This is a genomic window from Salmonella sp. 32100201201700099SM (genome assembly GCF_017572645.1).
GTDB lineage: Bacteria > Pseudomonadota > Gammaproteobacteria > Enterobacterales > Enterobacteriaceae > Salmonella > Salmonella enterica.
In genome coordinates this window covers 538,233-560,189 of the sequence record NZ_JAGERQ010000001.1, presented here as the reverse complement: position 1 = coordinate 560,189, position 21,957 = coordinate 538,233, and the positions used below count along the sequence as shown (strand labels likewise).

Sequence of the window (21,957 nt, the reverse complement as noted above, 5' to 3'; positions counted from 1 at the left end):
TGAAGCACGTCACCATAAAAAAGTCATATGCTGAATAATATTTTCATCTGGGTTATCAAGATGTAATCAGAAGATTGTTCTTTTACTATTAACGGAGTGGCTATGCGAGTTGTCATCCTGGGGAGTGGCGTAGTTGGCGTGACCAGCGCCTGGTACTTGAGTCAGGCGGGGCATGATGTCACCGTCATCGATCGCGAATCCGGCCCGGCGCAAGAAACCAGCGCGGCGAATGCCGGACAAATTTCACCGGGATATGCGGCACCCTGGGCGGCCCCTGGCGTACCGCTGAAGGCGATAAAATGGATGTTCCAGCGCCATGCGCCGCTGGCGGTGCGTCTGGATGGCACCCCGTTTCAACTGAAGTGGATGTGGCAAATGCTGCGTAACTGCGATACCCGGCATTATATGGAAAATAAAGGCCGCATGGTGCGTCTGGCGGAATATAGTCGCGACTGCCTGAAAACGCTACGCGCCGCGACCGGTATCGAATATGAAGGCCGCCAGGGGGGAACGCTACAACTCTTCCGCACCGCGCAACAGTATGAGAACGCCACCCGTGATATCGCCGTGCTGGAAGATGCCGGGGTGCCGTATCAGCTCCTGGAAGCCAGCCGACTGGCGGAAGTTGAACCCGCTCTGGCTGAGGTTGCGCATAAATTAACCGGCGGGCTGCGCTTACCGAATGATGAAACCGGGGACTGTCAGCTCTTTACCCAGCGTCTGGCGCGCATGGCGGAGCAGGCGGGCGTAACCTTTCGCTTTAATACTCCCGTGGAAAAATTACTGTACGAAAATGATCAGATTTACGGCGTGAAATGCGCCGATGAGATCATTAAAGCAGATGCGTATGTCATGGCGTTTGGATCGTATTCGACGGCGATGCTTAAAGGCATCGTTGATATCCCGGTGTATCCGCTGAAAGGCTATTCATTAACCATCCCAATCGTCGAGCCAGACGGCGCGCCGGTATCGACGATTCTTGATGAAACCTACAAAATCGCTATTACGCGTTTTGATAAGCGTATTCGCGTGGGGGGAATGGCGGAAATCGTGGGCTTTAATACCGACTTACTGCAACCGCGCCGCGAGACGCTGGAGATGGTTGTGCGCGATCTTTTTCCGCGCGGCGGTCATATTGAGCAGGCCACATTCTGGACCGGCCTGCGCCCCATGACGCCGGACGGCACGCCGGTAGTAGGACGCACCCGTTATAAAAATCTGTGGCTTAATACTGGACACGGCACCTTAGGCTGGACGATGGCCTGCGGTTCAGGCCAGTTGTTAAGCGATATCTTGTCGGGTCGTACGCCAGCGATACCCTACGACGATCTGAGCGTGGCGCGATACCGTTCCGATTTTACGCCCACCCGCCCGCAACGTTTGCATAGCGCGCATAACTGATAAAGGAAGTGAAATGACCCGCCCTATACAGGCCAGCCTTGATTTACAGGTAATGAAACAAAATTTGGCTATTGTGCGCCGGGCGGCCCCGGAGGCGCGCGTCTGGTCGGTAGTGAAAGCCAACGCCTACGGCCACGGTATTGAACGCGTCTGGAGCGCGCTGGGCGCCACAGATGGTTTCGCTATGCTCAACCTTGAAGAGGCGATTACCCTGCGTGAGCGCGGGTGGAAAGGGCCGATATTGATGCTGGAGGGGTTTTTCCATGCGCAAGACCTGGAGGCGTATGACACTTATCGGCTGACCACCTGCATCCACAGTAACTGGCAGTTGAAAGCGCTGCAAAATGCGCGGCTTAACGCGCCGCTGGATATCTATGTCAAAGTCAACAGCGGTATGAACCGACTCGGTTTTCAGCCTGAGCGGGCGCAGACCGTCTGGCAGCAATTGCGGGCAATGCGCAATGTCGGTGAAATGACCCTGATGTCACATTTTGCTCAGGCCGATCATCCGGAAGGTATCGGGGAGGCGATGAGGCGTATTGCGCTGGCGACGGAAGGTCTTCAGTGTGCATACTCGTTATCAAATTCGGCAGCGACGCTGTGGCATCCCCAGGCGCATTATGACTGGGTCAGGCCGGGCATTATTTTGTACGGCGCGTCGCCGTCAGGACAGTGGCGGGATATTGCCGATACCGGACTAAAACCTGTGATGACGCTGAGTAGCGAAATTATTGGCGTGCAGACGCTGAGTGCGGGTGAAAGGGTAGGCTATGGCGGAGGGTATTCTGTGACTCAGGAACAACGCATTGGCATCGTCGCGGCGGGTTATGCCGATGGCTATCCACGCCATGCGCCGACCGGGACGCCTGTGCTGGTGGACGGTATCCGTACCAGAACAGTAGGCACCGTTTCAATGGATATGCTGGCGGTGGATTTGACGCCGTGTCCGCAGGCGGGAATCGGCACGCCGGTTGAATTATGGGGCAAAGAAATTAAGGTCGATGATGTCGCTTCTGCGGCAGGCACGCTGGGCTATGAGCTACTGTGCGCCGTAGCGCCGCGCGTGCCGTTTGTGACAACGTAACATAATGCAGGCTAAGGCGTCGACTGGTCCACCTGGGGGCGGGTCGACGTTGTCAGGCGACCTTATTCTGCTTCGTCTTCGGCGACGCGTACCCCAATCTTGCGTACCACGTTATCTTCTTTTTCAGCTACTGTCCAAATCATGCCGCCAAACTCTACCTGATCGCCGACGACCGGCGCAGCGCCCAGCAGCTGCTGTATGATTTCACCCAGAGTTTGTTGTTTATCCCGGTATTCCGTTCCTTCTTCCAGCCCGTAGATAAGCGCCACGTCGGCGAATTTCGCATTCGCTTCGAGGATAAAATCGCCAAAGAAACGCTGATCTAACGAAACCGGCGGCGACTGGCTAAACAATTTGCCCAGCGCTGGCAGATCGCGCTCCCGGCCAATCACGCAGAGTACGTCGCCTTCCTGCAGGCGAGTGCTACCCGTGGGGTGAAACAGTTCATTATTGCGAAATAGCGCGGCAATGCGGGTTTCGTTCGGCATATGCAGGTCGCGCAACGCCGCGCCGACGCACCATTTGTCGGCGCTCAACTGATAGATGAATTGCTCCCACGGATTATCAGGATGGATGTCAAGCCCCACGCGCGATACTGGCCAGCCAACCGGAGGCACGACCACTTTAGCTCTCTTCGCCGCCCATGACAGCGATGTTCCCTGCAGGAGCAGCGACACCAGTACCACAAAGAAAGCGACATTAAAGAACAGGCGAGCGTTTTCAAGCCCGGCCATCATCGGGAAAACGGCGAGAATAATCGGCACCGCGCCGCGCAGTCCGACCCAACTGATGAAAATGCGCTCCCGAAGATTGAAGCCGCGAAATGGCAGCAGGCCGGTAAACACCGACAATGGGCGGGCGAAGAAAATCATCCAGATAGAGAGAATAAGCGCAGGGACGGCAATCGGCCACAGATCGGAAGGCGTCACCAGCAGCCCCAGGACCAGGAACATCGCGATCTGCGCCAGCCAGGCTAGTCCGTCAAAGTTTTGCAGGATGCCGTAACGGTTGCGAATCGGGCGGTTTCCTAACAGGAATCCGCACAGATAGACCGCGAGAATGCCGCTGCCTTCAAGCGCGGTCGTCAAGGCAAAAATCAGAATACCGCCGCTGAGCGCCAGCATCGGATACAGGCCGCTGGGCAGAGAAATACGGTTGATCATCTGCTGTAGCAGGTAACCGCCGCCCAGGCCAAAAACAATACCGAGACCGAACTGCTGGATAATATGGACGGCAAACATCCAGTCCAGACCGGTTTCGTGTTTCTGGATCATCTCAATTAATGTAATGGTCAGAAAAACGGCCATCGGATCGTTACTTCCCGATTCGATCTCCAGCGTGGAGCCTACACGTTCGTTTAGCCCTTTGCCGCCAAGCAGAGAAAAGACCGCTGCGGCGTCAGTGGAACCGACTATCGCGCCAATGAGCAGACCTTCGATAAGATCCAGATGAAACAGCCAGGCGGCCATCATACCTGTTAACCCCGACGTGATTAGTACGCCGAGCGTCGCCAGCGACAGCGCGGGGCCCAGCGCTACCCGGAAAGAGCTGGCCTGGGTGCGCATGCCGCCATCGAGTAAAATAATCGCCAGCGCCAGGTTACTGACCATATAAGCGAAAGGATAATTATCGAAAGGAATACCGCCAATGCCATCCACACCCGCTAACATCCCAATGGCGAGGAAAATGACCAGAATCGGGATACCCAGTCGCGATGAGAATGAACTTAACAGGATACTGCTGGTTACAAGGATGGAACCTAAAATAAATAGACTAATAATTGTTGCAGCATCCAACGTTTTATATCTCCTGACTCACACGACTTCGTATTATTTAACATTAACATAATAACGGCCAGGGCAGCGTTTTACTTAGCCTGTCGGGGACTTTTTTTACAATTGCAGCGTAGGATGACCAGATAAAGTGAGTTGAGTCCCCTGGCGCGTATTTTTAAGCGTCGCGTTTGCCCCGATAGGGAGCGTTACCGTACGCTGTTCATGCCCGAAGTCGAGACCGGTAATCAGCGGAACGGACAGACGGGAACGTAAAAACGCGTAGACGCTCTCCAGAGAATAGCCGGCGTCATACTCGTTGGGCGCCGCGCCGCTAAAGCTGCCGAGAACGATGGCGCTCTGGCGGTTTAAAATTCCGGCGTACTCCAGTTGCAAAAGCATACGCTCCACCCGGAAAGGATGCTCATTGACATCTTCCAGCACTAAAATTCCTTTATCGATAGTCGGCATCCAGGGCGTACCGATAAGGGAAATCAACATCGCCAGATTTCCGCCCCATAAGGTGCCTTGTACGTCGCACTGAGGGCCGTCGCCTTGCCACTCTACGGTAAATTGCGCCTTGCGTAGCGCCAGCCAGAAATGTTGCTCGGTGAACGTATTCAGCGTTTCGGCGCCAAAATTTGCCGCCAGCATAGGACCGCTAAAGGTGATGACATTGGCCTGCGCCAGGAGTCCAGCCTGAATCGCCGTAAAATCGCTATGACCGCAAATCAGTAAGGGATCGCGCTGTTGCCGGGAGGCGAGCGCCTGCCAGTCGATACGATCCAGCAAGCGGCTGGCGCCATAGCCGCCGCGAACCGGCATGACGATCGTATCCGGCGAAGTTAGCGAGGCCAGCGAATTAACATCGGCCAGCCGTTCCGCGTCCGTACCGGCAAAACGCTGATAGCGGCGACGAATCACCTCGTCATTCTCCACCTGATGACCCGCGTCAGTCAGGCGCTGAACGCCGCGTAACGCGGCCTGTTGGTTAATACAGTAGCCCGAGGGGGCGATTAAATGAAACAGAGACATGGTAATTCCTTGCTGACAATAGAATGCAAATGTATATCATGCCGCATATATTAGGCGATGTCCCTCGTTGTGCGACGTTTCTGGATGCGCACCAGGGAGGCAACCTAAGTACCTGGCCGGGGCGGTATGACCTCTTCGGCAGATAAGTTACGGCTATAAGGATAGATGACGTGAAATTAAGATGGTTTGCTTTTTTGGTAGTAATACTGGCTGGCTGTAGCTCAAAACAGGATTACAGGAATCCACCGTGGAATGCCGAAGTGCCTGTAAAGCGTGCGATGCAGTGGATGCCCATCAGTGAAAAAGCCGGGGCGGCATGGGGGGTTGATCCACATTTAATCACCGCGATTATCGCCATTGAATCCGGCGGCAACCCTAACGCGGTCAGTAAGTCCAATGCGATTGGCCTGATGCAGTTAAAGGCGTCGACCTCCGGGCGCGACGTTTACCGTCGTATGGGCTGGCGTGGCGAACCGACCACCAGCGAGCTGAAAAACCCTGAGCGTAACATCTCAATGGGCGCGGCGTATCTGAGCATTCTGGAAAATGGGCCGCTGGCCGGCATCAAAGATCCGCAGGTGATGCAATATGCGCTGGTCGTCTCTTATGCTAACGGCGCAGGCGCGTTATTGCGTACTTTTTCATCCGACAGGAAGAAGGCGATAGAAAAAATTAACGATCTGGATGCTGACGAGTTTTTTGAACATGTTGTTGATAATCATCCCGCGCCGCAGGCGCCGCGCTATATCTGGAAGCTTCAGCAGGCGCTGGACGCCATGTAGTTTAGCGTGAAGATTATTCTCGCACTTTATTCGCTCTTTCTCGGGCGTCGCGCTCAAGCGAAAAAATAATCCGCTGCAACTCCCGCTCCACCGCCGGGCTAACGTTAAGGAAACGAAAGCTCAGGCGGGGAGTGGTGATCGTTTCATTTTTCCCATCAATCACCTTACGCTCGCTGATGGCGAGAAGCTGGGCGTCAACGTGAAGAATCCCCCATGGCCCCATGTTCAGTTCAACCTGCGAAAAGCGTGCGCCTTCGATTAGTCCGTCGGGGATGGCGGATTCCAGTAGCGCGCCCATGCCGCTCAGGGAAAGATCAAACAGGCGAAAACGTAACGTACGGGTGTCCGGTAGCGTGGTGACGCCGTAATAAGGCGGATACAGCGGCGCGCCAATGCGAAAATACTCCCGGCGCTGGACAAACCACAGTGATGACGGCAGGGGCGTGATAAAGGCCGGCAGCCGCTGATATTCACCTGTAACGAGTTGCGGCAACGTAAACTCGACTTTTGCGCCTTGTGTTTCTGCGATAATGGCTACCTGCCCGGCGCGTAATACGGCGCTATTTTCATATTCCTGGCTGCCGTAATCCACGATGAGTTTTTCCGGGGCTACCGCCAAAATTTTACTAATGAATTGACCATGCGCCCATGAAATACGCAGTGGAACCTGATTTTTATTTAAATCCCGTAGCACGCCTAATATCGCTAATGGATTTTTTTCAGGAACTGCTCATTGTAACCACTCACACGAAATAACCCCTGATACGCAGACTATCGTTGGGTTATCGGCATCAGTAGAAAGAACTTAATAGCGATAAATAAATTTTTATGTCCGCGAGATAAATCAGTGTTCAGAAATGCGACGCTCGACTTTGCCTATACTTAAAACGTTTTTACTGGAAAGAGGGTTCGCAAATGGGAATTATCGCCTGGATTGTTTTTGGTTTGATTGCCGGCGTTATCGCCAAATTGCTTATGCCGGGGCGCGATGGCGGGGGATTTATCCTGACCTGTATTCTCGGTATCGTCGGGGCGGTCGTTGGCGGATGGCTGGCGACGATGTTTGGTATTGGCGGCAGTATCAGTGGCTTTAATCTGCACAGTTTCCTGGTCGCCGTGGTGGGCGCGATTGTGGTGCTGGTGATTTTCCGCCTTCTGCGACGCGGCTAACCGCTGCAGAACGTGTAAGCGTTGACTCGGTCAGCGCCGGGTCAACCTACTATAAACACGCGTTACTGCGTCGCTGCAGACGGCGTTTTTGTCGGCGTTGCGCTTAACGATGCCGGACGAGTAGACGGTACGCTATCGCACGGTTTTTCCTGCGGACAAATCAGATCGAGCATTTTCAGCGTCACGCCGTTGGTCCAGCCAAAGCCGTCCTGAAGGGGATATTCGCCGCCGCCACCGCCGGTTCCGGTACTGCTGACATCATATTTTTCGACCAGTTTTTTCTCGCGATCGTAGGTGTGCTGCACATTGGTTAAAAAGCGCCAGGTGACTTCCATTGCCACGTCATCCTGCCCATAATTTTGCAATCCTTCGGCAGCGACCCATTGTAACGGCGCCCAGCCGTTTGGCGCATCCCACTGCTGTCCGCTTTTAACCGAGGTGGTAGCCAGCCCGCCAGGCTGTAGCAGATGCGCCTGGGCCGCCGCCGCCACTTTCACGGCGCGATCTTTCGCGGCGGCGTTTACATAGAGCGGGAACAGCGCGGCAGCGGTGAGTTGGTCACGGATTTTATTGTTCTGCAGATCGTAGTCGGCATACCAACCCTCTTTGTTATTCCACAGATGCATTTCAATGGCTTTTTGCCGCGCGTTGGCCAGCGCGTCATATTGCGAGGCTTTGGCCCGATCGCCCGCCGCAGCGCTGGCGCGCGCGAGGGTTTTCTCCAGCTGATACAGCAGAGCGTTAAGATCGACAGGGACAATCGTGGTGGTACGGATGGTACTGAGCTGCTGCGGATTATCCATCCAGCGGGAACTGAAATCCCAGCCGGAGGCGGCGGCAGATCGGAGGTCTCGATAGATCTCCGTTGCCGGGCGGTTGGGGTTGCTTTTGGCGGTAGCGATATCTTCAACCCAGGATTCAGGGCGGGGCGTATCCCGATCGTCCCAGTAGCGGTTGAGAACGCTGCCGTCCTCCAGTTTGACGACGCGTTGGTTTTGTTGCCCTGGCTGCAATGTCTCAACGCCCTCCATCCAGTAGGCGTACTCTTTTTGCAGTTGCGGCAGGTATTCTTTCAGCGCATCGTCACCTTCATGTTGCGCCAGTAACTCAACCATAAACGCAAAGAAAGGCGGCTGCGAACGACTCAGGTAGTAGGTACGGTTGCCGTTGGGAATATGCCCCCAGGCGTCAATTTCGTAACCAAAGTTCGCCACCATATCCGCCACCTTATCCCAGTGCCCGCTTTCTGCCAGCCCCAGCATCGTAAAGTAGCTGTCCCAGTAGTAAATCTCTCTGAATCGCCCACCCGGTACGACATAGGATTCAGGCAACGGCAAGAGCGAGTCCCACTTTTCGACGTTTTTAGTTGAACGGGTCAGCACCGGCCACAGGCCATCAATATGTTCACGCAATGACTGCCCGGCAGGCGGGACATATTTTTCACCCGCTTTCGGCAGGGTGAAGTTAACATCAACAAAATGACGTAAATCGAAGCCGGACTGGTTCCGCTGCATACGATAATCCGCAAGAATCATGAGCGGATCGCTATTAGGTATGGCGTCAGCAAAGGTTTTCTGATCGGGGAAGAGTTTTGCATTCTGGACATCATTAAAGAGCGGGCCAAGCAAAATATCCGGCGGCTGCGGAGTTTCAGTGTCGGAAGACGGGTCTGCGGCAGTCGCCGAAAACGATGCAAACGTCAGCAGCGTCCCTGCCAGCGCCAGTTTTATGGCTTTCTGCAGTAGAACAGAACGGCGAATCTCTGGGGGTATCATCAAGTTATCTCCTTAGCGGTGAGCCAAAGCCAACGGCATTTACCATGACAAAACCTTAGTCTACGATGACCAGATACGCGTGATTGAACCGCTATTTTGCGAACAAACAGACATTTTATTGAGACAGAATTTATCGGCGCGCGCGTGGAAAACGGGGTATACAGACAAAAAATCCACGCCGGGACGTGGATTTTAGCGCAATGACTTGTAGCCTTAACCCGGATAGATACCGCGATCTTTACGGGCCAACAGAATGCGCTCACAGGCGACAATATAGGCTGCGGTGCGCAGAGAACAGGATTTCTCAGCCGCTTTCTCCCAGACATGGACGATCGCGTCGGTCATGATTTTGTCCATGCGCGCGTTGATCTCTTCTTCGCTCCAGAAGAAGCTGGCCATATCTTGTACCCATTCGAAGTAGCTGACGGTTACGCCGCCTGCGTTACAGACCACATCAGGCACCACAAGGATACCACGGCTGGCCAGAACATCATCAGCATCCGGATAGGTCGGGCCGTTAGCCCCTTCCAGCACCAGCTTACACGTCAGGGCTTCCGCGCGCTGACGAGTTATCTGACCTTCAAGCGCCGCCGGGATCAGAATATCCATCTCCAGACGCCAGAACGCATCGCTGGCGATAGTTTCCGCGCCCGGGAAACCGGCTATCTGTTTGTGTTCTGTCTGCCATGCCGTGAGCGCCTTCATGTCAATACCGGTGGCGTTAAACAGGGTCGCGGTATGATCCTGAATCGCCACGACACGGGCGCCAGCGCCTGCAAACAGACGCGCGGCTTCGCTGCCGACGTTACCAAAACCCTGAACCGCAACGCGAGCGCCTTCAACGGCGATATTCGCCCGACGCGCGGCTTCCAGCCCGCTGACGAAAACGCCGCGCCCCGTCGCTTTTTCACGACCCAGCGAACCGCCAAGATGGATAGGCTTACCGGTGACGACGCCAGTGATCGTCGTGCCATGATTCATGGAATACGTATCCATCATCCAGGCCATCACTTTACCGTTGGTGCCGACATCCGGCGCAGGAATATCTTTCTGCGGCCCGATGATAATGCCGATCTCGCTGGTATAGCGGCGGGTCAAATGCTCCAGTTCACCTTCCGACAGCGAGAACGGATCGACGCGGATACCGCCTTTAGCGCCGCCGTATGGCAGGTTCAGCGCGGCACATTTGATGGTCATCCATGCTGACAGGGCCATCACTTCATTGAGATCAACGTCAGGATGGTAGCGAACACTGCCTTTACCCGGACCTCGGGAGAGGTTGTGCTGCACGCGATATCCTTCGAAATGACGAATAGTGCCATCATCCATTTGTACCGGAATATCGACGATCAGAGCGCGTTTTGGGTGGCGCAGAGTATCCACCCAGGGGGATAACTCGCCCAGATAAGGGGCCACACGCTCGATTTGTTGCAGGTAGGTATTCCAGGCAGATGTGCTGCTATCTGAAGCGTAAGATAACTTATCCATGATAAACCTTAGTGATAAAAGTAATATGTTCTTTAATTGACCGTGGTACATAGTAGATCACACCATGTAGCGATAAATTTAACACTTTTTTAAACAATTAACTCAGATCAAAAATGGCAGGCAGTTGGATTTTCGTTATGATTTTGGATGGTAAGTGGTTAATTATCCGCTATAAGAGGAGATGTATCGCTAATTATGCAAGTAATTGCTTAAATATGCGAAATATGTGCAAGGTGGCTATTTGTCATAATTATGACGCACCTCTAAAAGTAAACATTATGATAACGACATGTATCAATGTTATGTCGTCCTGTCGGCGGGGAAACGTCTTCGCCAGGCGCGTAAAAAGATAAAAATAACCGGAGTCAGACGGCGCTGGCCCCGGTTTACCTCTTTATTGTTGACGCGACTCAAGCCATACCAGCGCCAGCGTCGACAGTGAGCACATCAGCAGAATGCCGACAAACCACAGTAAATACCACATCGCTCCCGCTCCCTAATAAAGTTCATGATCGTTGCGGCGGAGGGTCTCCAGGTTGATACGCCCCAACATTTTGTAATAGCTCCACAGCGTATAGAGCAGTACGATCGGCAGAAAAATCAGCACAATCACCAGCATGATTTCGAGCGTCATCCGGCTGGAGGTGCTGTCCCACACCGTCAGGCTGGAGAGAGGACTAACACTCGACGGCATCACAAAAGGAAATAGCGTTATGCCGGCGGTAAAGATGACGCAGGCCTGGGTCAGGGAAGCGAACAGAAATCCACGAATAGTCTGACCGCGAAGGCAGGCATAGAAAGCCAGAATCGGCAGGATCATACCGAGCAACGGGATGATGAGCAGTAGCGGCGAGCGTATAAAGTGGTTCACCCATGCGCCAGGGAGTATCGCCACGCCTTTTAAGAGCGGATTGGAAGGGCCGTTGGCATCCTGCGTGAGTAAGACAAAGCCATCAACGCCGGCCCACAGCCAGTAACCGGCCAGCAGGAAGCAGATCACGATCAGCAGCGCGCTGTGGCGGGTGGCCGACAGAGCCCGTTGACGAATAACGCCCTCCGTTTTCAACTGTAACCAGACGCCTCCTTGCATAATCACCAACGACAGACTCAATAATCCACACAGTAGGGCAAAGGGCGAGAGTAACTGCCAGAAGGTGCCAAAATAGTCAACATGAAGCTGCGGCGTGAAGGCAAACGGCACGCCTAAAAACAGGTTGCCGAACGCGATGCCGAATACAACGGGGGGCACCAGGCTGCCGATAACCAGACCGGTATCCCACAGCGCGCGCCAGCGGGCATTGGCGATTTTACCCCGATAATCAAAGGCCAGCGGGCGAAAGAAGAGGGCACACAGCACCAGGATCATCGCCACATAAAAACCGGAAAACGCGGCGGCATAGACCCGTGGCCAGGCGGCGAATAATGCCCCGCCCGCGAGAATCAACCATACCTGGTTTCCTTCCCAGTGGGCGCCGACGCTATTGATCAACACCCGGCGTTCGTCATCGTTGCGCGCTATCAGCGGGAGCAGGCAACCGACACCCATATCAAACCCGTCAGTTACCATAAATGCCACCAGGATGACGCCGATCAGCAGCCACCAAATGAACCGCAACGTTTCATAATCCAACATGATTGTCTCCTTTATCCCTGTTGTTGCGCTTGTTGTTGATGTTGCATGGCGCTCGGCCCAAGACGCGCGTACTTCTGCATCAGATAGACTTCCGCGATTAAAAACAGGGTGTAAAGTCCGAGGATAAGCCCCATTGAGAAGGCCAACTGGCCCGGCGTCAGCGCGGAGTGAGCGTACCAGGTCGGCAGAATGTCCTGAATCGCCCAGGGCTGACGGCCAAACTCCGTCATAAACCAACCGGCTTCAATGGCAATCCACGGTAACGGCAGGCTCCACAGCGTCATACGCAATACCCAGCGATGCTGGTCGATACGCATTCGCAGCGTCTGTATCAACGCAATCAACATCACCACTAACAGCAGCGAACCGCAGCCGACCATAATACGGAAACTCCAGAACACCGGCGCCACCTGAGGAATAGCGCCACGCTGGGCCGCACGATACTGCTCCGGCGTCACATGGTTCATATCCGGGGCATATTTCGCCAGCAGAATGCCGTACCCCAGATCGCCCTCAACGGTGTGAAACGCATTCAGTACCTGCGGCGAGCGATTGCCTTGCGCTATCTCCTGCATGAGTAGCCAGGCCTCCCGGCCACGCTTCAGGCGCGGCAGAGTGTCGTCCATTAGGTTTTTTAACCCCGGAACCGGCGTATCCAGCGAATGGGTGGCCAGAATACCCAGCAGAGCAGGGATCTTCACGGCAAATGCATTACGCTCCTGTTCCTGCTGCGGCCAGGCAATCAGATGAAACGGCGCGGGCGCGGGTTCGGTTTGCCATTCGCCTTCCATCGCCGCCAGTTTCACCGGCTGAATTTGGGCGACCTCGTAGGCCGAACTGTCCCCCAGTTGTAGGGTTCCCAGAATGGCCAGGGTGCCGAATACTGAGCCGATAGCAAACGAGCGCAAGGCCACCTCACGCTCGCGGCCACGTAGCAGATACCAGGCGCTGATGGACATAATAAACATGGCGCCGGTGACATAACCGGACATGACGGTATGGACGAATTTCACCTGGCTCACCGGGTTAAAGACCAGATCGCTGAAGCTGCTCATTTCCATCCGTAACGTATCGATGTTGAAATGAGCGCCGGTAGGATACTGCATCCAGCCATTGGCATTCAGAATCCATAATGCTGAAATATTGGAGCCGAAGGCCACCAGCCAGGTGACCAGCAGGTGTTGGTATTTATTCAGCCGCTGCCAGCCGAAAAAGAACAGGCCGACAAAAGTGGATTCGAGAAAGAAGGCCAGTAACGCTTCCATCGCCAGCGGCGCGCCGAAAATATCGCCCACATAGTTGGAATAGAGCGACCAGTTAGTCCCGAACTGAAACTCCATGGTCAGGCCGGTAGCCACACCGAGAGCAAAATTGATCCCGAAGAGCTTGCCCCAGAAACGCGTCATATCGCGGTAGACGGTTTTCCCCGTCACCACATAGATCGTCTCCATGACGGCCAGCAAAAAAATCAGCCCAAGCGTAAGAGGAACAAATAAAAAGTGATACAGCGCGGTCAGCGCAAACTGCCAGCGCGATAAGTCAATGACATCCCACATGCTAACTCCTGTAGGCAGAAAGAGAGTAAAAAGCTAATCAGTACCGGACACCGGTTACGTTCCTGTTGAGAGCGTTAGCGCGTCTCCAGCCATCGGCAGACTTCATCCAGGCGCTGGCGCGAATCGGCCAGATCTTCCGGGGCCGCCAGTACCAGCTCCGGCAAAGGACAAATCTCATAGCTATCGAGTAACGGCCCTTTAAGCGCGTCCAGACAGCGCACATGCCAGAGATGGCGCAATGCTGTGGCGTTGATTTGACTTTCACCATACCCGGAGATGCGAATCTGAATATTCCCGTGTCCGCATAAACGCGCCAGAAAAAGGCGATCGGCCTCGTTGAGCGGCAGTTGGGTCAAATTGATGCTGTGAGGTTGCGACGCCGGATCGCGTACGTGCGCCAATAACTCATGGGCCAGCGGCAGTCCATTCATCAGGCCAGCGACAGGCGGAGGCAGCAGAGCGTCGTCAGGCAGCGTATCGGCAGTCGCCGCTTGCCACAATGCCAGGGGCGCGCTACCCGCTTCCAGACGATCCGTCAGCAGACGTCGGTTATGCAGATGGCGTACCCGCCACAGGCCGCAGAAGATGGTCTCCTGGATCTCGCTTTCACTCCCGTCCGGATGCTGAATGCGTACCGAGACTTCGCCTTCGCCCAATAGCGTATTGAGGAATGAGAGATCATCGGCATTCAGGGGAGATAACTCCCATCCCAGCACGTCGCCGACTTCCGGGATGCGCCGGGCAAGCTGACCTCGCAGATCGGTCAACAATGCCATCACCGCCGGGCTGTGAGCGCAGTGTTCCAGCGCCGCCATACTTGGGTCGCCATTGACCTGACAGGTGAGCGGTAGGGGATTCATCGAGAAACTGGCGTCATCAGGCTGCGTGCCTGGCCCCAGCAGATGAAAAAAGGCGTTGCTCATTGTGCTGTCTCCTGCGCTGCGGGAGTGTCAACCATCGAACGCATCAGCGTGAGCAGTTCAGCCCAGGGATGAATGCCGCTGAGCGCGCCGCGTAGCTCGCCGTCTGTAAAAACCAACGTCGCCGGAAACCGACGTACATTAAAGCGATCACCCTGGGTTTGATACTGGTTACTCATGCCTGTTTATCCTCATTGTCCGGCTGTTGTTCGGCTTGCGCTAACTGTTGTTTGTGGCGTTTACGTTGGTTGAGTGCGCTGGCGATAGCGTGACCGCCAACGCCCGCCGCGACCACGCCCAGCGCGGTCAGCCCCACCGTATCGGCGGTTGAATGGGTACCCATCTGGGGAATATCCACCACGCGGCTATAAAACGAGCCGCGATCCCAGAAACCATTTTCTGAACATCCCAGACATCCGTGACCGGACTGGATAGGAAAGGAGACGCCGTCATTCCAGCGTGTGGAGGAGCAGGCGTTATAGGTGGTTGGCCCTTTACAGCCCATCTTGTACAGGCAGTATCCCTTGCGGGCGGCGTCATCATCCCAGCTCTCGACAAATTCACCGGCGTCAAAATGGGCGCGACGGTAGCATTTATCGTGGATACGCTGACCATAGAACATCAGTGGACGGCCCATGCGATCGAGTTCCGGCAGACGATCAAACGTCACCATATAGGTGATAATGGCGCTCATGACATCCGGGATTGGCGAACATCCAGGGACTTTCACGATCGGCTTGTCGGTGATCACTTTATCGATAGGCGTTGCCTGGGTCGGATTGGGGCGGGCGGCCTGGACGCAACCCCAGGAGGCGCAGTTTCCCCAGGCGATAATAGCGCTGGCGCCCGCGGCGGCTTTCAATAAACGGGCGGCCGCCGCTGATACAGAACATTCCTTGCTCTCCTAACGGCGGATTGCCTTCCACCGCCAGAATGTATTTCCCGGCGTAGCGAGTGGTAATATCGTCAAAGACTTCTTCGGCCTGTGCGCCGGCGGCGGCCATCAGGGTGTCGTCATAATCGAGGGAAATCAGCGAGAGGATCACATCTTTGGCTAGCGGGTGCGAGGAACGGATAAAGGATTCGGTACAGCAGGTGCATTCCAGTCCATGAATCCAGACCACCGGAATCCGCGGTTTATTCTCCAGCGCCCAGGCGATCTTTGGCGTCATTCCGGCGCCCAGTCCCAGCGATGTGGCGGCAAGGCTACAGAATTTGAGAAAGCTGCGTCGGGTCACTCCCTTACGACGCATGGCTTGATAAAAGGTCTCCTCGTTATTCATAACGCGTATTTTTTCTCCTTTTTGCACCACGCTCCGCCAGGGGCATAAGGCGCTTTTGCGGGTCCGTTGACGTTCCGCCAGCAAGGTAAATCATTGTGTTACGCGCGAGCGCGGAAACGAGCCCGATTCACTTTGCACCGACGTATACCGCCAGAAATAATGTGAAAAAAGCGTATCGGATTAACGATAAGAAACAATGTGAAGTGTGTGGGTATAGCTTATAGCGGTATATTTATACCCATTATCGGTTTTTCGGCGAAAGGGCCGTGGCGGGGAAGCGCGGTTGAGTTTGTTCCGGGATGAGGTTTTCAGTGAGCAACCTCAAGTGGATTTAGCCTGGTCTCGCCATTTCAGGGATACGTAAGTTGATGCAAAAGGAGGGAGGATTTGATGTCATCGTTAAAAGAAGCATACTTCGTGATGATTTTTATATAAAATGATGGTGCTGGTTTTAAAGGAATGCAAAAAAGAGACTGTTTGAAAGAGGGCGTCCCATGAAAAATAACATCAGATTTGACTTATCCGATTATTTGATTCATTTTTTTCGGGACGTTGATTTAGAGACCGGTAGCCATATTTATTTACCTGAACACTGTGGTTTTAATAATCAGCACCATGCATGTTCCATTGATGCTAAATATTTACTTAGATTATCTTTACGCAGTCATAAAATTTTCTCGTCCTGGTCATACCGAAATGGACAACGAACCGTATATGGTGACTCCCCGGTGGTATGCTTTACAGATATGCCGATTGCAGCTTATTTAGAAACTGGTGTTCGCCGATTAGAACGAAATGAAAATATTGGTTTATATGCAATCGTTTTACCTAAAGAGCAAATGTTTAATTATGGGGCAAGGCCAGTCATATATGGGTTGGATCAGCATAACAATGCTCGATGCTCGCAAGGCAGATATGGGGAACGTATTCTTGATGAAACGGCTCTTCCTCTGATTGAACAATATAGATATGTTACTTATGTTCCAGGTAAGATTGACTGGACACATGAACGCGAATGGCGATGGCCATATCGTGGCGATATTAAAAAATTCCTTAATCATATTAAAGAGTATGGTATTCCGGAAAACATTGAAAGTACCCCAGGGTTTGATTTTAGATCAAGCGAAATAAGTGGTGCGGGAATAATCGTCCCGTTTGCAGAAGATATCCCTACCGTAGCTCACGATATTTTAACTTTAATTGACCGGGGTGTCATTGGAAGAAATACTTTCAAATTCATTATAGCTGTAGAGAGTTTACAATCATGGACCCAGCTCTCGGAACCGGGTGCGTTACTGTCCTATATTAATGACAATACTTTCGAATTTGAATCTTTTTTTGATTTATCTGCATCTAAAGTAAAAAATTATGCTGACTCTATCAATGATTATGTAAGTGAATTATATTCAAAAAAAGATTTTTTAAATGATAATTATGCAATGGAATTTGGAAATGCCTGGGTCTGGATTCATGATAACCAATCCCAGGTGGTACGGGCGTTACTGCAGGCTGGAATGATCAAGGTTAATAAAGAAGGGCGGTACTTATTAGATGTTAATTTGGCTTCTGTTGATTGGCCATTAAGAAGAAAAGAGGCTTTCGCAAGTCATGTTGCGGGATGGCTCAAACATCGTTTTGATATCGAAGCGGGAAGGTATTCCGTTCGGGGAAAAGATGATTATGATGCGATCCCAAGTTATGAGACGCCGCTAAAGGATCAGCATCCTTTTTATAATCATACAGTGAATGTCGACTGGTAATTAAGAAAAAAACTTACCCTGTTAGCTCTGCGTTAATTGAGCCTGTCAGTATGAGTTGAGATATTATGAAATAAAAAATCCACGCGGCTGCGTGGATTTTATGAGTTTCTTTGCCTCTTATGAGATTCAGCAAAACCTCATAAGACAACAAATGTTATTTAGACGTTGAACAGGAAGTTCATTATATCGCCATCTTTAACGATGTAATCTTTGCCTTCCGCTCGCATCTTACCGGCTTCTTTCGCGCCTTGTTCACCTTTATAGGTAATAAAGTCGTCAAAGGCGATAGTTTGGGCGCGGATAAAGCCTTTTTCGAAGTCGGTATGGATTTTACCTGCTGCCTGCGGCGCGGTTGCGCCAACCGGAATGGTCCATGCGCGAACCTCTTTCACCCCGGCGGTGAAATAGGTCTGGAGGTTCAGCAGACGATAACCTGCGCGAATAACGCGGTTCAGCCCCGGCTCTTCCAGACCCAGTTCAGCCATAAATTCGTCGCGCTCGTCATCCTCCAGCTCAGTAATATCAGCTTCGACGGCGGCACACACCGGAACCACGACCGAACCTTCTTTGGCGGCGATTTCGCGAACCTGGTCCAGATACGGGTTATTTTCAAAACCGTCTTCATTGACGTTAGCGATATACATTGTCGGCTTCAGCGTCAGGAAGCTTAAATAACGGATAGCCGCTTTATCTTCGTCCGTCAGGTCCAGCGAACGCAGCATCCCCGCTTCGGCCAGGTGCGGCAGGCATTTTTCCAGCGCGGCCAGTTCCGCTTTGGCGTCTTTATCGCCGCCTTTGGCTTTCTTCTGTACGCGATGGATAGCGCGCTCGCAGGTATCGAGGTCAGCCAGCGCCAGTTCGGTATTGATAACATCAATATCTTCTGCCGGGTTTACTTTACCCGCCACATGGATGATATTGTCGTTCTCAAAGCAGCGGACCACGTGACCGATAGCTTCGGTTTCACGGATATTGGTCAGGAACTGGTTACCCAACCCTTCGCCTTTGGATGCGCCTTTTACCAGACCGGCGATATCCACGAACTCCATCGTGGTTGGTAGAATGCGTTGCGGTTTAACAATCTCAGCCAACTGGTCCAGACGCGGATCGGGCATCGGCACGACACCGGTATTCGGTTCGATAGTGCAGAACGGAAAGTTTGCCGCTTCAATACCGGCTTTTGTCAGCGCGTTGAACAGGGTGGATTTCCCGACGTTGGGCAGACCGACGATACCGCATTTGAATCCCATGATTTAACTCACCTTAATATCTTAATAATCAACCTGTTATAGAAAACAGATTGCAGAAATGGAAATAACTTCGCCTATTATACACGGCGTGCGGCAAAAATGCCGCACATCACTGGTTATTGCGCCTTAAAGGTATGCAAACGGCTTGTTGCTTTGGCCAGACCCTCTTTGAACCACAATTCCGTACAACGTGCCGCTTCGTCAATGGCCTCATCAATTAATTTTTGTTCAGAAACAGGGGGTTTACCCAGCACGAAACCAACAACTTTATTTTTATCGCCTGGATGACCAATTCCAACGCGTAAGCGGTGAAAGTTGGGATTATTGCCCAGCTTGCTGATGATGTCTTTCAGACCATTGTGGCCGCCGTGGCCGCCGCCAAGTTTAAATTTCGCGACGCCCGGCGGGAGATCCAGCTCGTCGTGAGCGACCAGAATTTCGTCCGGCTGAATACGGTAAAAACTGGCCATTGCGCCAACTGCTTTACCACTGAGGTTCATGAACGTGGTGGGTACCAGCAGGCGAACATCTTCCCCTTCCAGCGTGATGCGTGAGGTATAGCCAAAGAATTTAGGCTCTTCACGCAACGGCGCGCGCAGGCGCTCCGCCAGTAAATCGACGTACCATGCGCCTGCATTGTGTCGCGTCGCGGCATATTCCGCGCCGGGATTCGCCAGACCAACAATCAATTTAATTGCCACGTTTTTTGTCCTGAGTAGATCCATAACTGGCGCGTAGTTTACTGTCTGTCTGCCCGCTTGACAAAACACAGCGACACCCTGAAGTAAATTAAATAATTGCCAGCATTGATTATTAAAAATGTAAACTGTTCAGAGTGTTATTTGTAAAGTTTTGTTAAATGAAACTTTACATTTGTGATCGCACCCGCACTTACAAATGGAAGTGTTGTCTATACTTTACACATAAAGTTTAGGGGGATTTCCTAAAAACAACCCAAAAGTTCCGGAGGTGACATATGAAACGCAAAAACGCTTCGTTATTCGGTAACGTGCTGATGGGGTTGGGGCTGGTCGTGATGGTTGTCGGCGTGGGTTACTCTATTTTAAACCAACTGCCGCAGTTTAATTTGCCGCAATTTTTTGCGCATGGCGCAATACTGAGCATTTTTGTCGGTGCAGTTCTTTGGCTGGCGGGGGCTCGTGTAGGGGGGCATGAGCAGGTGAGCGACAAATATTGGTGGGTACGTCACTATGACAAACGTTGCCGCCGTAGCGACAATCGTCGTCATAGCTAACCGGTTCAGACTCGGTAAGCGTTATCGCCACCGGGCATTGTCCATTAACTGAGTAAATCCGCTAACGCCTCCGTCCTGTTCGGGAAGAAGGTCAGACGCCCAGGAATAGGTTTGATACCGGCACGCGCCATTGTGCGCAGCGGTTGGAACTCCAGGTTACTGATACGCAATTCGCAACCCTCCGGCAGACGCTTCACAAAACGCTGAAAAGCATCAAGCCCGCCTGCATCCAGCACTGGTACTGCGTCCCATTTCAGAACGACGATACGTTTGCCCTTAATACGTGACTCAAGGTCGGTAAACAGCCCTTCCGCCGCGGCGAAAAAGAGCGGACCGATAACACGCAGCACCAGCACATCTTCAGGCATATCGACATTGACCGGCGCAAGTCGAGTCATTCGCGCAATACGGCGCATAAACAGCAGGGAAGCAAGGACAATCCCCACGCTGATGGCGATGACCATATCAAACAGAACCGTTAATGACATGCACAGCAGCATAACGATAATGTCATCTTTCGGCGCATGGCGTAACAGATCCACCACTTTATGGGCTTCACTCATATTCCATGCCACCATCAGCAGTAGCGCCGCCATCGCGGAAAGCGGCAGCCAGGAGAGTAGCGGGGCTAAGACCAGTAGCGCCAGAATGACCAGAATAGCGTGAATTACCGCCGAGACGGGAGAGGTCGCGCCAGCGCGGACGTTGGCGGCAGATCGGGCAATCGCGGCGGTGGCGGTGATGCCGCCAAAGAACGGCGCGACCATATTCCCCAGCCCCTGGCCGATAAGTTCGCTGTTAGCTTTATGTTTGGTGCCGGTCATGCCGTCCAGCACGACGGCGCAGAGCAATGATTCGATTGCCCCCAGCATTGCCATCGAGAAAGCCGCTGGCAGCAGCGCGCGCAGTGAATCCCAGCTTAGCGTGAAATCGGAGCCAGGAAGACTCCACGGCAGCATCAGTTGCGGCAGGAGCTGCGGGATGCCGTTGCCCTGAGTGCCGTCAGCCAGAACGTAATGGAACTGTGAGCCGATAGTCGCCACATTGCCGCCCAGCAGATTAACAATCCCCATTACGGCGCAACCGGCCAGCAGCGCGGGAAGATGTCCTGGCAGACGAATACCGAGACGCGGCCAGAAAATCAACGTTCCCAGCGTTACCACGCCAATGGCGGCATCGCCAATATTGACGGTGGGCAACGCCATAAACAGCGCGCTGACTTTCTGCAAATAGTGCTCTGGCACATGGGCCATCTGCAGACCAAGAAAATCTTTAATCTGCATGGTACCGATGGTAATACCAATCCCTGAGGTAAAACCCAACGTGACCGACACCGGGATATATTCAATCAATCGCCCCAGTCTCGCCAGGCCGAAAAGGATCAGGAAGAAGCCCGACATCAGCGTGGCGACCAGTAGGCCCGCCAGACCAAACTGTTGCGATACCGGATACAAAATCACCACAAACGCGGCGGTAGGGCCGGAAACGCTAAAGCGCGAGCCGCCGGTTAGCGCGATCACGATCCCGGCGACAGCGGAGGTATAGAGGCCATACTGCGGCGCAACGCCACTGCCAATTGCCAGCGCCATCGCCAGCGGGATAGCAATAATCCCGACGGTGATCCCGGCTATCACATCGCGGGTGAACCGGGAGGCGGTATATTTTTCTTTCCAGCAAGCATCGATGAGAGCGCGGAAAGGCATCACATGTGAGGAAAATAATTTGTTCACAATAATGTTTCATCCATGAGCGCATCATCTGTCAACTAAATGGCAGGTGAAGGAGGCATAAGT

17 protein-coding genes and 3 pseudogenes are annotated in these 21,957 nt (G+C 53.1%); 6 read left to right on the top strand and 14 right to left on the bottom strand.

Going from position 1 to position 21,957, the window contains the following annotated elements; translation table 11 throughout:
* Nucleotides 1-102 precede the first annotated feature (102 nt).
* Both J4685_RS02845 and dadX read left to right on the top strand, forming a co-directional pair.
* The gene (locus J4685_RS02845; protein WP_001266935.1) at nucleotides 103-1,401 is read left to right on the top strand and encodes a D-amino acid dehydrogenase; all 1,299 of its coding nucleotides are present in this window, start codon (nucleotides 103-105) and stop codon (nucleotides 1,399-1,401) included.
* Nucleotides 1,402-1,414: 13 nt separating this feature from the next.
* A complete protein-coding gene (gene dadX, locus J4685_RS02840) occupies nucleotides 1,415-2,485 on the top strand; it encodes a catabolic alanine racemase DadX (RefSeq protein ID WP_000197903.1) in 1,071 nt (356 codons plus the stop codon).
* Between the two features lie 62 nt (nucleotides 2,486-2,547).
* Here dadX and J4685_RS02835 read toward each other — a convergent pair whose 3' ends face one another.
* Both J4685_RS02835 and ldcA read right to left on the bottom strand, forming a co-directional pair.
* On the bottom strand, nucleotides 2,548-4,281 hold the full coding sequence (locus tag J4685_RS02835) for a potassium/proton antiporter (protein WP_000338376.1): 1,734 nt from the start codon (nucleotides 4,279-4,281) through the stop codon (nucleotides 2,548-2,550).
* A 96-nt stretch (nucleotides 4,282-4,377) separates the two neighbouring features.
* Complete coding sequence (gene ldcA / locus J4685_RS02830) at nucleotides 4,378-5,292, bottom strand: muramoyltetrapeptide carboxypeptidase (RefSeq protein ID WP_000051613.1); 915 nt, start codon at nucleotides 5,290-5,292, stop codon at nucleotides 4,378-4,380.
* 170 nt (nucleotides 5,293-5,462) lie between these two features.
* Here ldcA and emtA point away from each other — a divergent pair, with 170 nt between their 5' ends.
* A complete protein-coding gene (gene emtA, locus J4685_RS02825; RefSeq protein WP_000776974.1) occupies nucleotides 5,463-6,074 on the top strand; it encodes a membrane-bound lytic murein transglycosylase EmtA in 612 nt (203 codons plus the stop codon).
* Nucleotides 6,075-6,087: 13 nt separating this feature from the next.
* On the opposite strand, the pseudogene ycgR reads toward emtA, so the two are convergent.
* Nucleotides 6,088-6,821 (bottom strand): annotated as a pseudogene (gene ycgR, locus J4685_RS02820) (flagellar brake protein YcgR).
* Nucleotides 6,822-6,989: 168 nt separating this feature from the next.
* Here ycgR and J4685_RS02815 point away from each other — a divergent pair.
* Nucleotides 6,990-7,244, top strand: a complete 255-nt coding sequence (locus tag J4685_RS02815; protein ID WP_000511323.1) for a GlsB/YeaQ/YmgE family stress response membrane protein — start codon at nucleotides 6,990-6,992, stop codon at nucleotides 7,242-7,244.
* Nucleotides 7,245-7,306: 62 nt separating this feature from the next.
* Here the strand turns inward: J4685_RS02815 and J4685_RS02810 are convergent, their stop codons facing one another.
* The 8 genes and pseudogenes from J4685_RS02810 to hyaA form a co-directional block, all read right to left on the bottom strand.
* Nucleotides 7,307-9,019: an alpha,alpha-trehalase gene (locus tag J4685_RS02810; RefSeq protein ID WP_000612832.1), complete on the bottom strand. Its 1,713-nt coding sequence runs from the start codon at nucleotides 9,017-9,019 to the stop codon at nucleotides 7,307-7,309.
* Nucleotides 9,020-9,232: 213 nt separating this feature from the next.
* Nucleotides 9,233-10,507 (bottom strand): Glu/Leu/Phe/Val family dehydrogenase, encoded by a 1,275-nt coding sequence (locus J4685_RS02805; protein WP_016505306.1) that lies wholly within the window; start codon nucleotides 10,505-10,507, stop codon nucleotides 9,233-9,235.
* A 394-nt stretch (nucleotides 10,508-10,901) separates the two neighbouring features.
* Nucleotides 10,902-10,991: a cytochrome bd-II oxidase subunit CbdX gene (cbdX, locus tag J4685_RS02800; protein WP_000270301.1), complete on the bottom strand. Its 90-nt coding sequence runs from the start codon at nucleotides 10,989-10,991 to the stop codon at nucleotides 10,902-10,904.
* A 12-nt stretch (nucleotides 10,992-11,003) separates the two neighbouring features.
* On the bottom strand, nucleotides 11,004-12,140 hold the full coding sequence (gene appB, locus J4685_RS02795) for a cytochrome d ubiquinol oxidase subunit II (RefSeq protein ID WP_000888112.1): 1,137 nt from the start codon (nucleotides 12,138-12,140) through the stop codon (nucleotides 11,004-11,006).
* Between the two features lie 11 nt (nucleotides 12,141-12,151).
* Complete coding sequence (gene appC / locus J4685_RS02790; protein WP_000263616.1) at nucleotides 12,152-13,696, bottom strand: cytochrome bd-II oxidase subunit 1; 1,545 nt, start codon at nucleotides 13,694-13,696, stop codon at nucleotides 12,152-12,154.
* Nucleotides 13,697-13,770: 74 nt separating this feature from the next.
* Nucleotides 13,771-14,619, bottom strand: a complete 849-nt coding sequence (locus tag J4685_RS02785; RefSeq protein ID WP_000063364.1) for a hydrogenase expression/formation protein — start codon at nucleotides 14,617-14,619, stop codon at nucleotides 13,771-13,773.
* A pseudogene (locus J4685_RS02780) lies at nucleotides 14,616-14,786 on the bottom strand (hydrogenase-1 operon protein HyaE); the annotation flags it as partial. The gene J4685_RS02785 and the pseudogene J4685_RS02780, both read right to left, overlap by 4 nt.
* A gap of 5 nt (nucleotides 14,787-14,791) precedes the next feature.
* Nucleotides 14,792-15,869, bottom strand: a pseudogene (gene hyaA, locus J4685_RS02775) (hydrogenase 1 small subunit).
* Between the two features lie 524 nt (nucleotides 15,870-16,393).
* On the opposite strand from hyaA, the gene J4685_RS02770 reads away from it, so the two are divergent.
* Nucleotides 16,394-17,659, top strand: coding sequence for a DUF4427 domain-containing protein (locus J4685_RS02770; protein ID WP_000794378.1), 1,266 nt, complete (start codon nucleotides 16,394-16,396; stop codon nucleotides 17,657-17,659).
* 158 nt (nucleotides 17,660-17,817) lie between these two features.
* Here the strand turns inward: J4685_RS02770 and ychF are convergent, their stop codons facing one another.
* Together ychF and pth are read right to left on the bottom strand one after the other, a co-directional pair.
* Nucleotides 17,818-18,909, bottom strand: coding sequence for a redox-regulated ATPase YchF (gene ychF, locus J4685_RS02765; RefSeq protein WP_000505855.1), 1,092 nt, complete (start codon nucleotides 18,907-18,909; stop codon nucleotides 17,818-17,820).
* A 116-nt stretch (nucleotides 18,910-19,025) separates the two neighbouring features.
* The gene (gene pth, locus J4685_RS02760; protein WP_000985595.1) at nucleotides 19,026-19,610 is read right to left on the bottom strand and encodes an aminoacyl-tRNA hydrolase; all 585 of its coding nucleotides are present in this window, start codon (nucleotides 19,608-19,610) and stop codon (nucleotides 19,026-19,028) included.
* Nucleotides 19,611-19,885: 275 nt separating this feature from the next.
* Here pth and ychH point away from each other — a divergent pair, with 275 nt between their 5' ends.
* Nucleotides 19,886-20,164, top strand: a complete 279-nt coding sequence (ychH, locus tag J4685_RS02755; RefSeq protein ID WP_000823879.1) for a stress-induced protein YchH — start codon at nucleotides 19,886-19,888, stop codon at nucleotides 20,162-20,164.
* 44 nt (nucleotides 20,165-20,208) lie between these two features.
* Here ychH and dauA read toward each other — a convergent pair whose 3' ends face one another.
* Nucleotides 20,209-21,894: a C4-dicarboxylic acid transporter DauA gene (gene dauA, locus J4685_RS02750; protein ID WP_001037196.1), complete on the bottom strand. Its 1,686-nt coding sequence runs from the start codon at nucleotides 21,892-21,894 to the stop codon at nucleotides 20,209-20,211.
* Nucleotides 21,895-21,957: the final 63 nt, after the last annotated feature.

Excerpts from the sequence above, each read along its gene's own strand:
- J4685_RS02845 (WP_001266935.1), top strand. The coding sequence starts at position 103 with ATGCGAGTTGTCATCCTGGGGAGTGGCGTAGTTGGCGTGACCAGCGCC.
- dadX (WP_000197903.1), top strand. The coding sequence starts at position 1,415 with ATGACCCGCCCTATACAGGCCAGCCTTGATTTACAGGTAATGAAACAA.
- ldcA (WP_000051613.1), bottom strand. The coding sequence starts at position 5,292 with ATGTCTCTGTTTCATTTAATCGCCCCCTCGGGCTACTGTATTAACCAA.
- J4685_RS02815 (WP_000511323.1), top strand. The coding sequence starts at position 6,990 with ATGGGAATTATCGCCTGGATTGTTTTTGGTTTGATTGCCGGCGTTATC.
- J4685_RS02810 (WP_000612832.1), bottom strand. The coding sequence starts at position 9,019 with ATGATACCCCCAGAGATTCGCCGTTCTGTTCTACTGCAGAAAGCCATA.
- J4685_RS02805 (WP_016505306.1), bottom strand. The coding sequence starts at position 10,507 with ATGGATAAGTTATCTTACGCTTCAGATAGCAGCACATCTGCCTGGAAT.
- cbdX (WP_000270301.1), bottom strand. The coding sequence starts at position 10,991 with ATGTGGTATTTACTGTGGTTTGTCGGCATTCTGCTGATGTGCTCACTG.
- appB (WP_000888112.1), bottom strand. The coding sequence starts at position 12,140 with ATGTTGGATTATGAAACGTTGCGGTTCATTTGGTGGCTGCTGATCGGC.
- appC (WP_000263616.1), bottom strand. The coding sequence starts at position 13,696 with ATGTGGGATGTCATTGACTTATCGCGCTGGCAGTTTGCGCTGACCGCG.
- J4685_RS02785 (WP_000063364.1), bottom strand. The coding sequence starts at position 14,619 with ATGAGCAACGCCTTTTTTCATCTGCTGGGGCCAGGCACGCAGCCTGAT.
- J4685_RS02770 (WP_000794378.1), top strand. The coding sequence starts at position 16,394 with ATGAAAAATAACATCAGATTTGACTTATCCGATTATTTGATTCATTTT.
- ychF (WP_000505855.1), bottom strand. The coding sequence starts at position 18,909 with ATGGGATTCAAATGCGGTATCGTCGGTCTGCCCAACGTCGGGAAATCC.
- ychH (WP_000823879.1), top strand. The coding sequence starts at position 19,886 with ATGAAACGCAAAAACGCTTCGTTATTCGGTAACGTGCTGATGGGGTTG.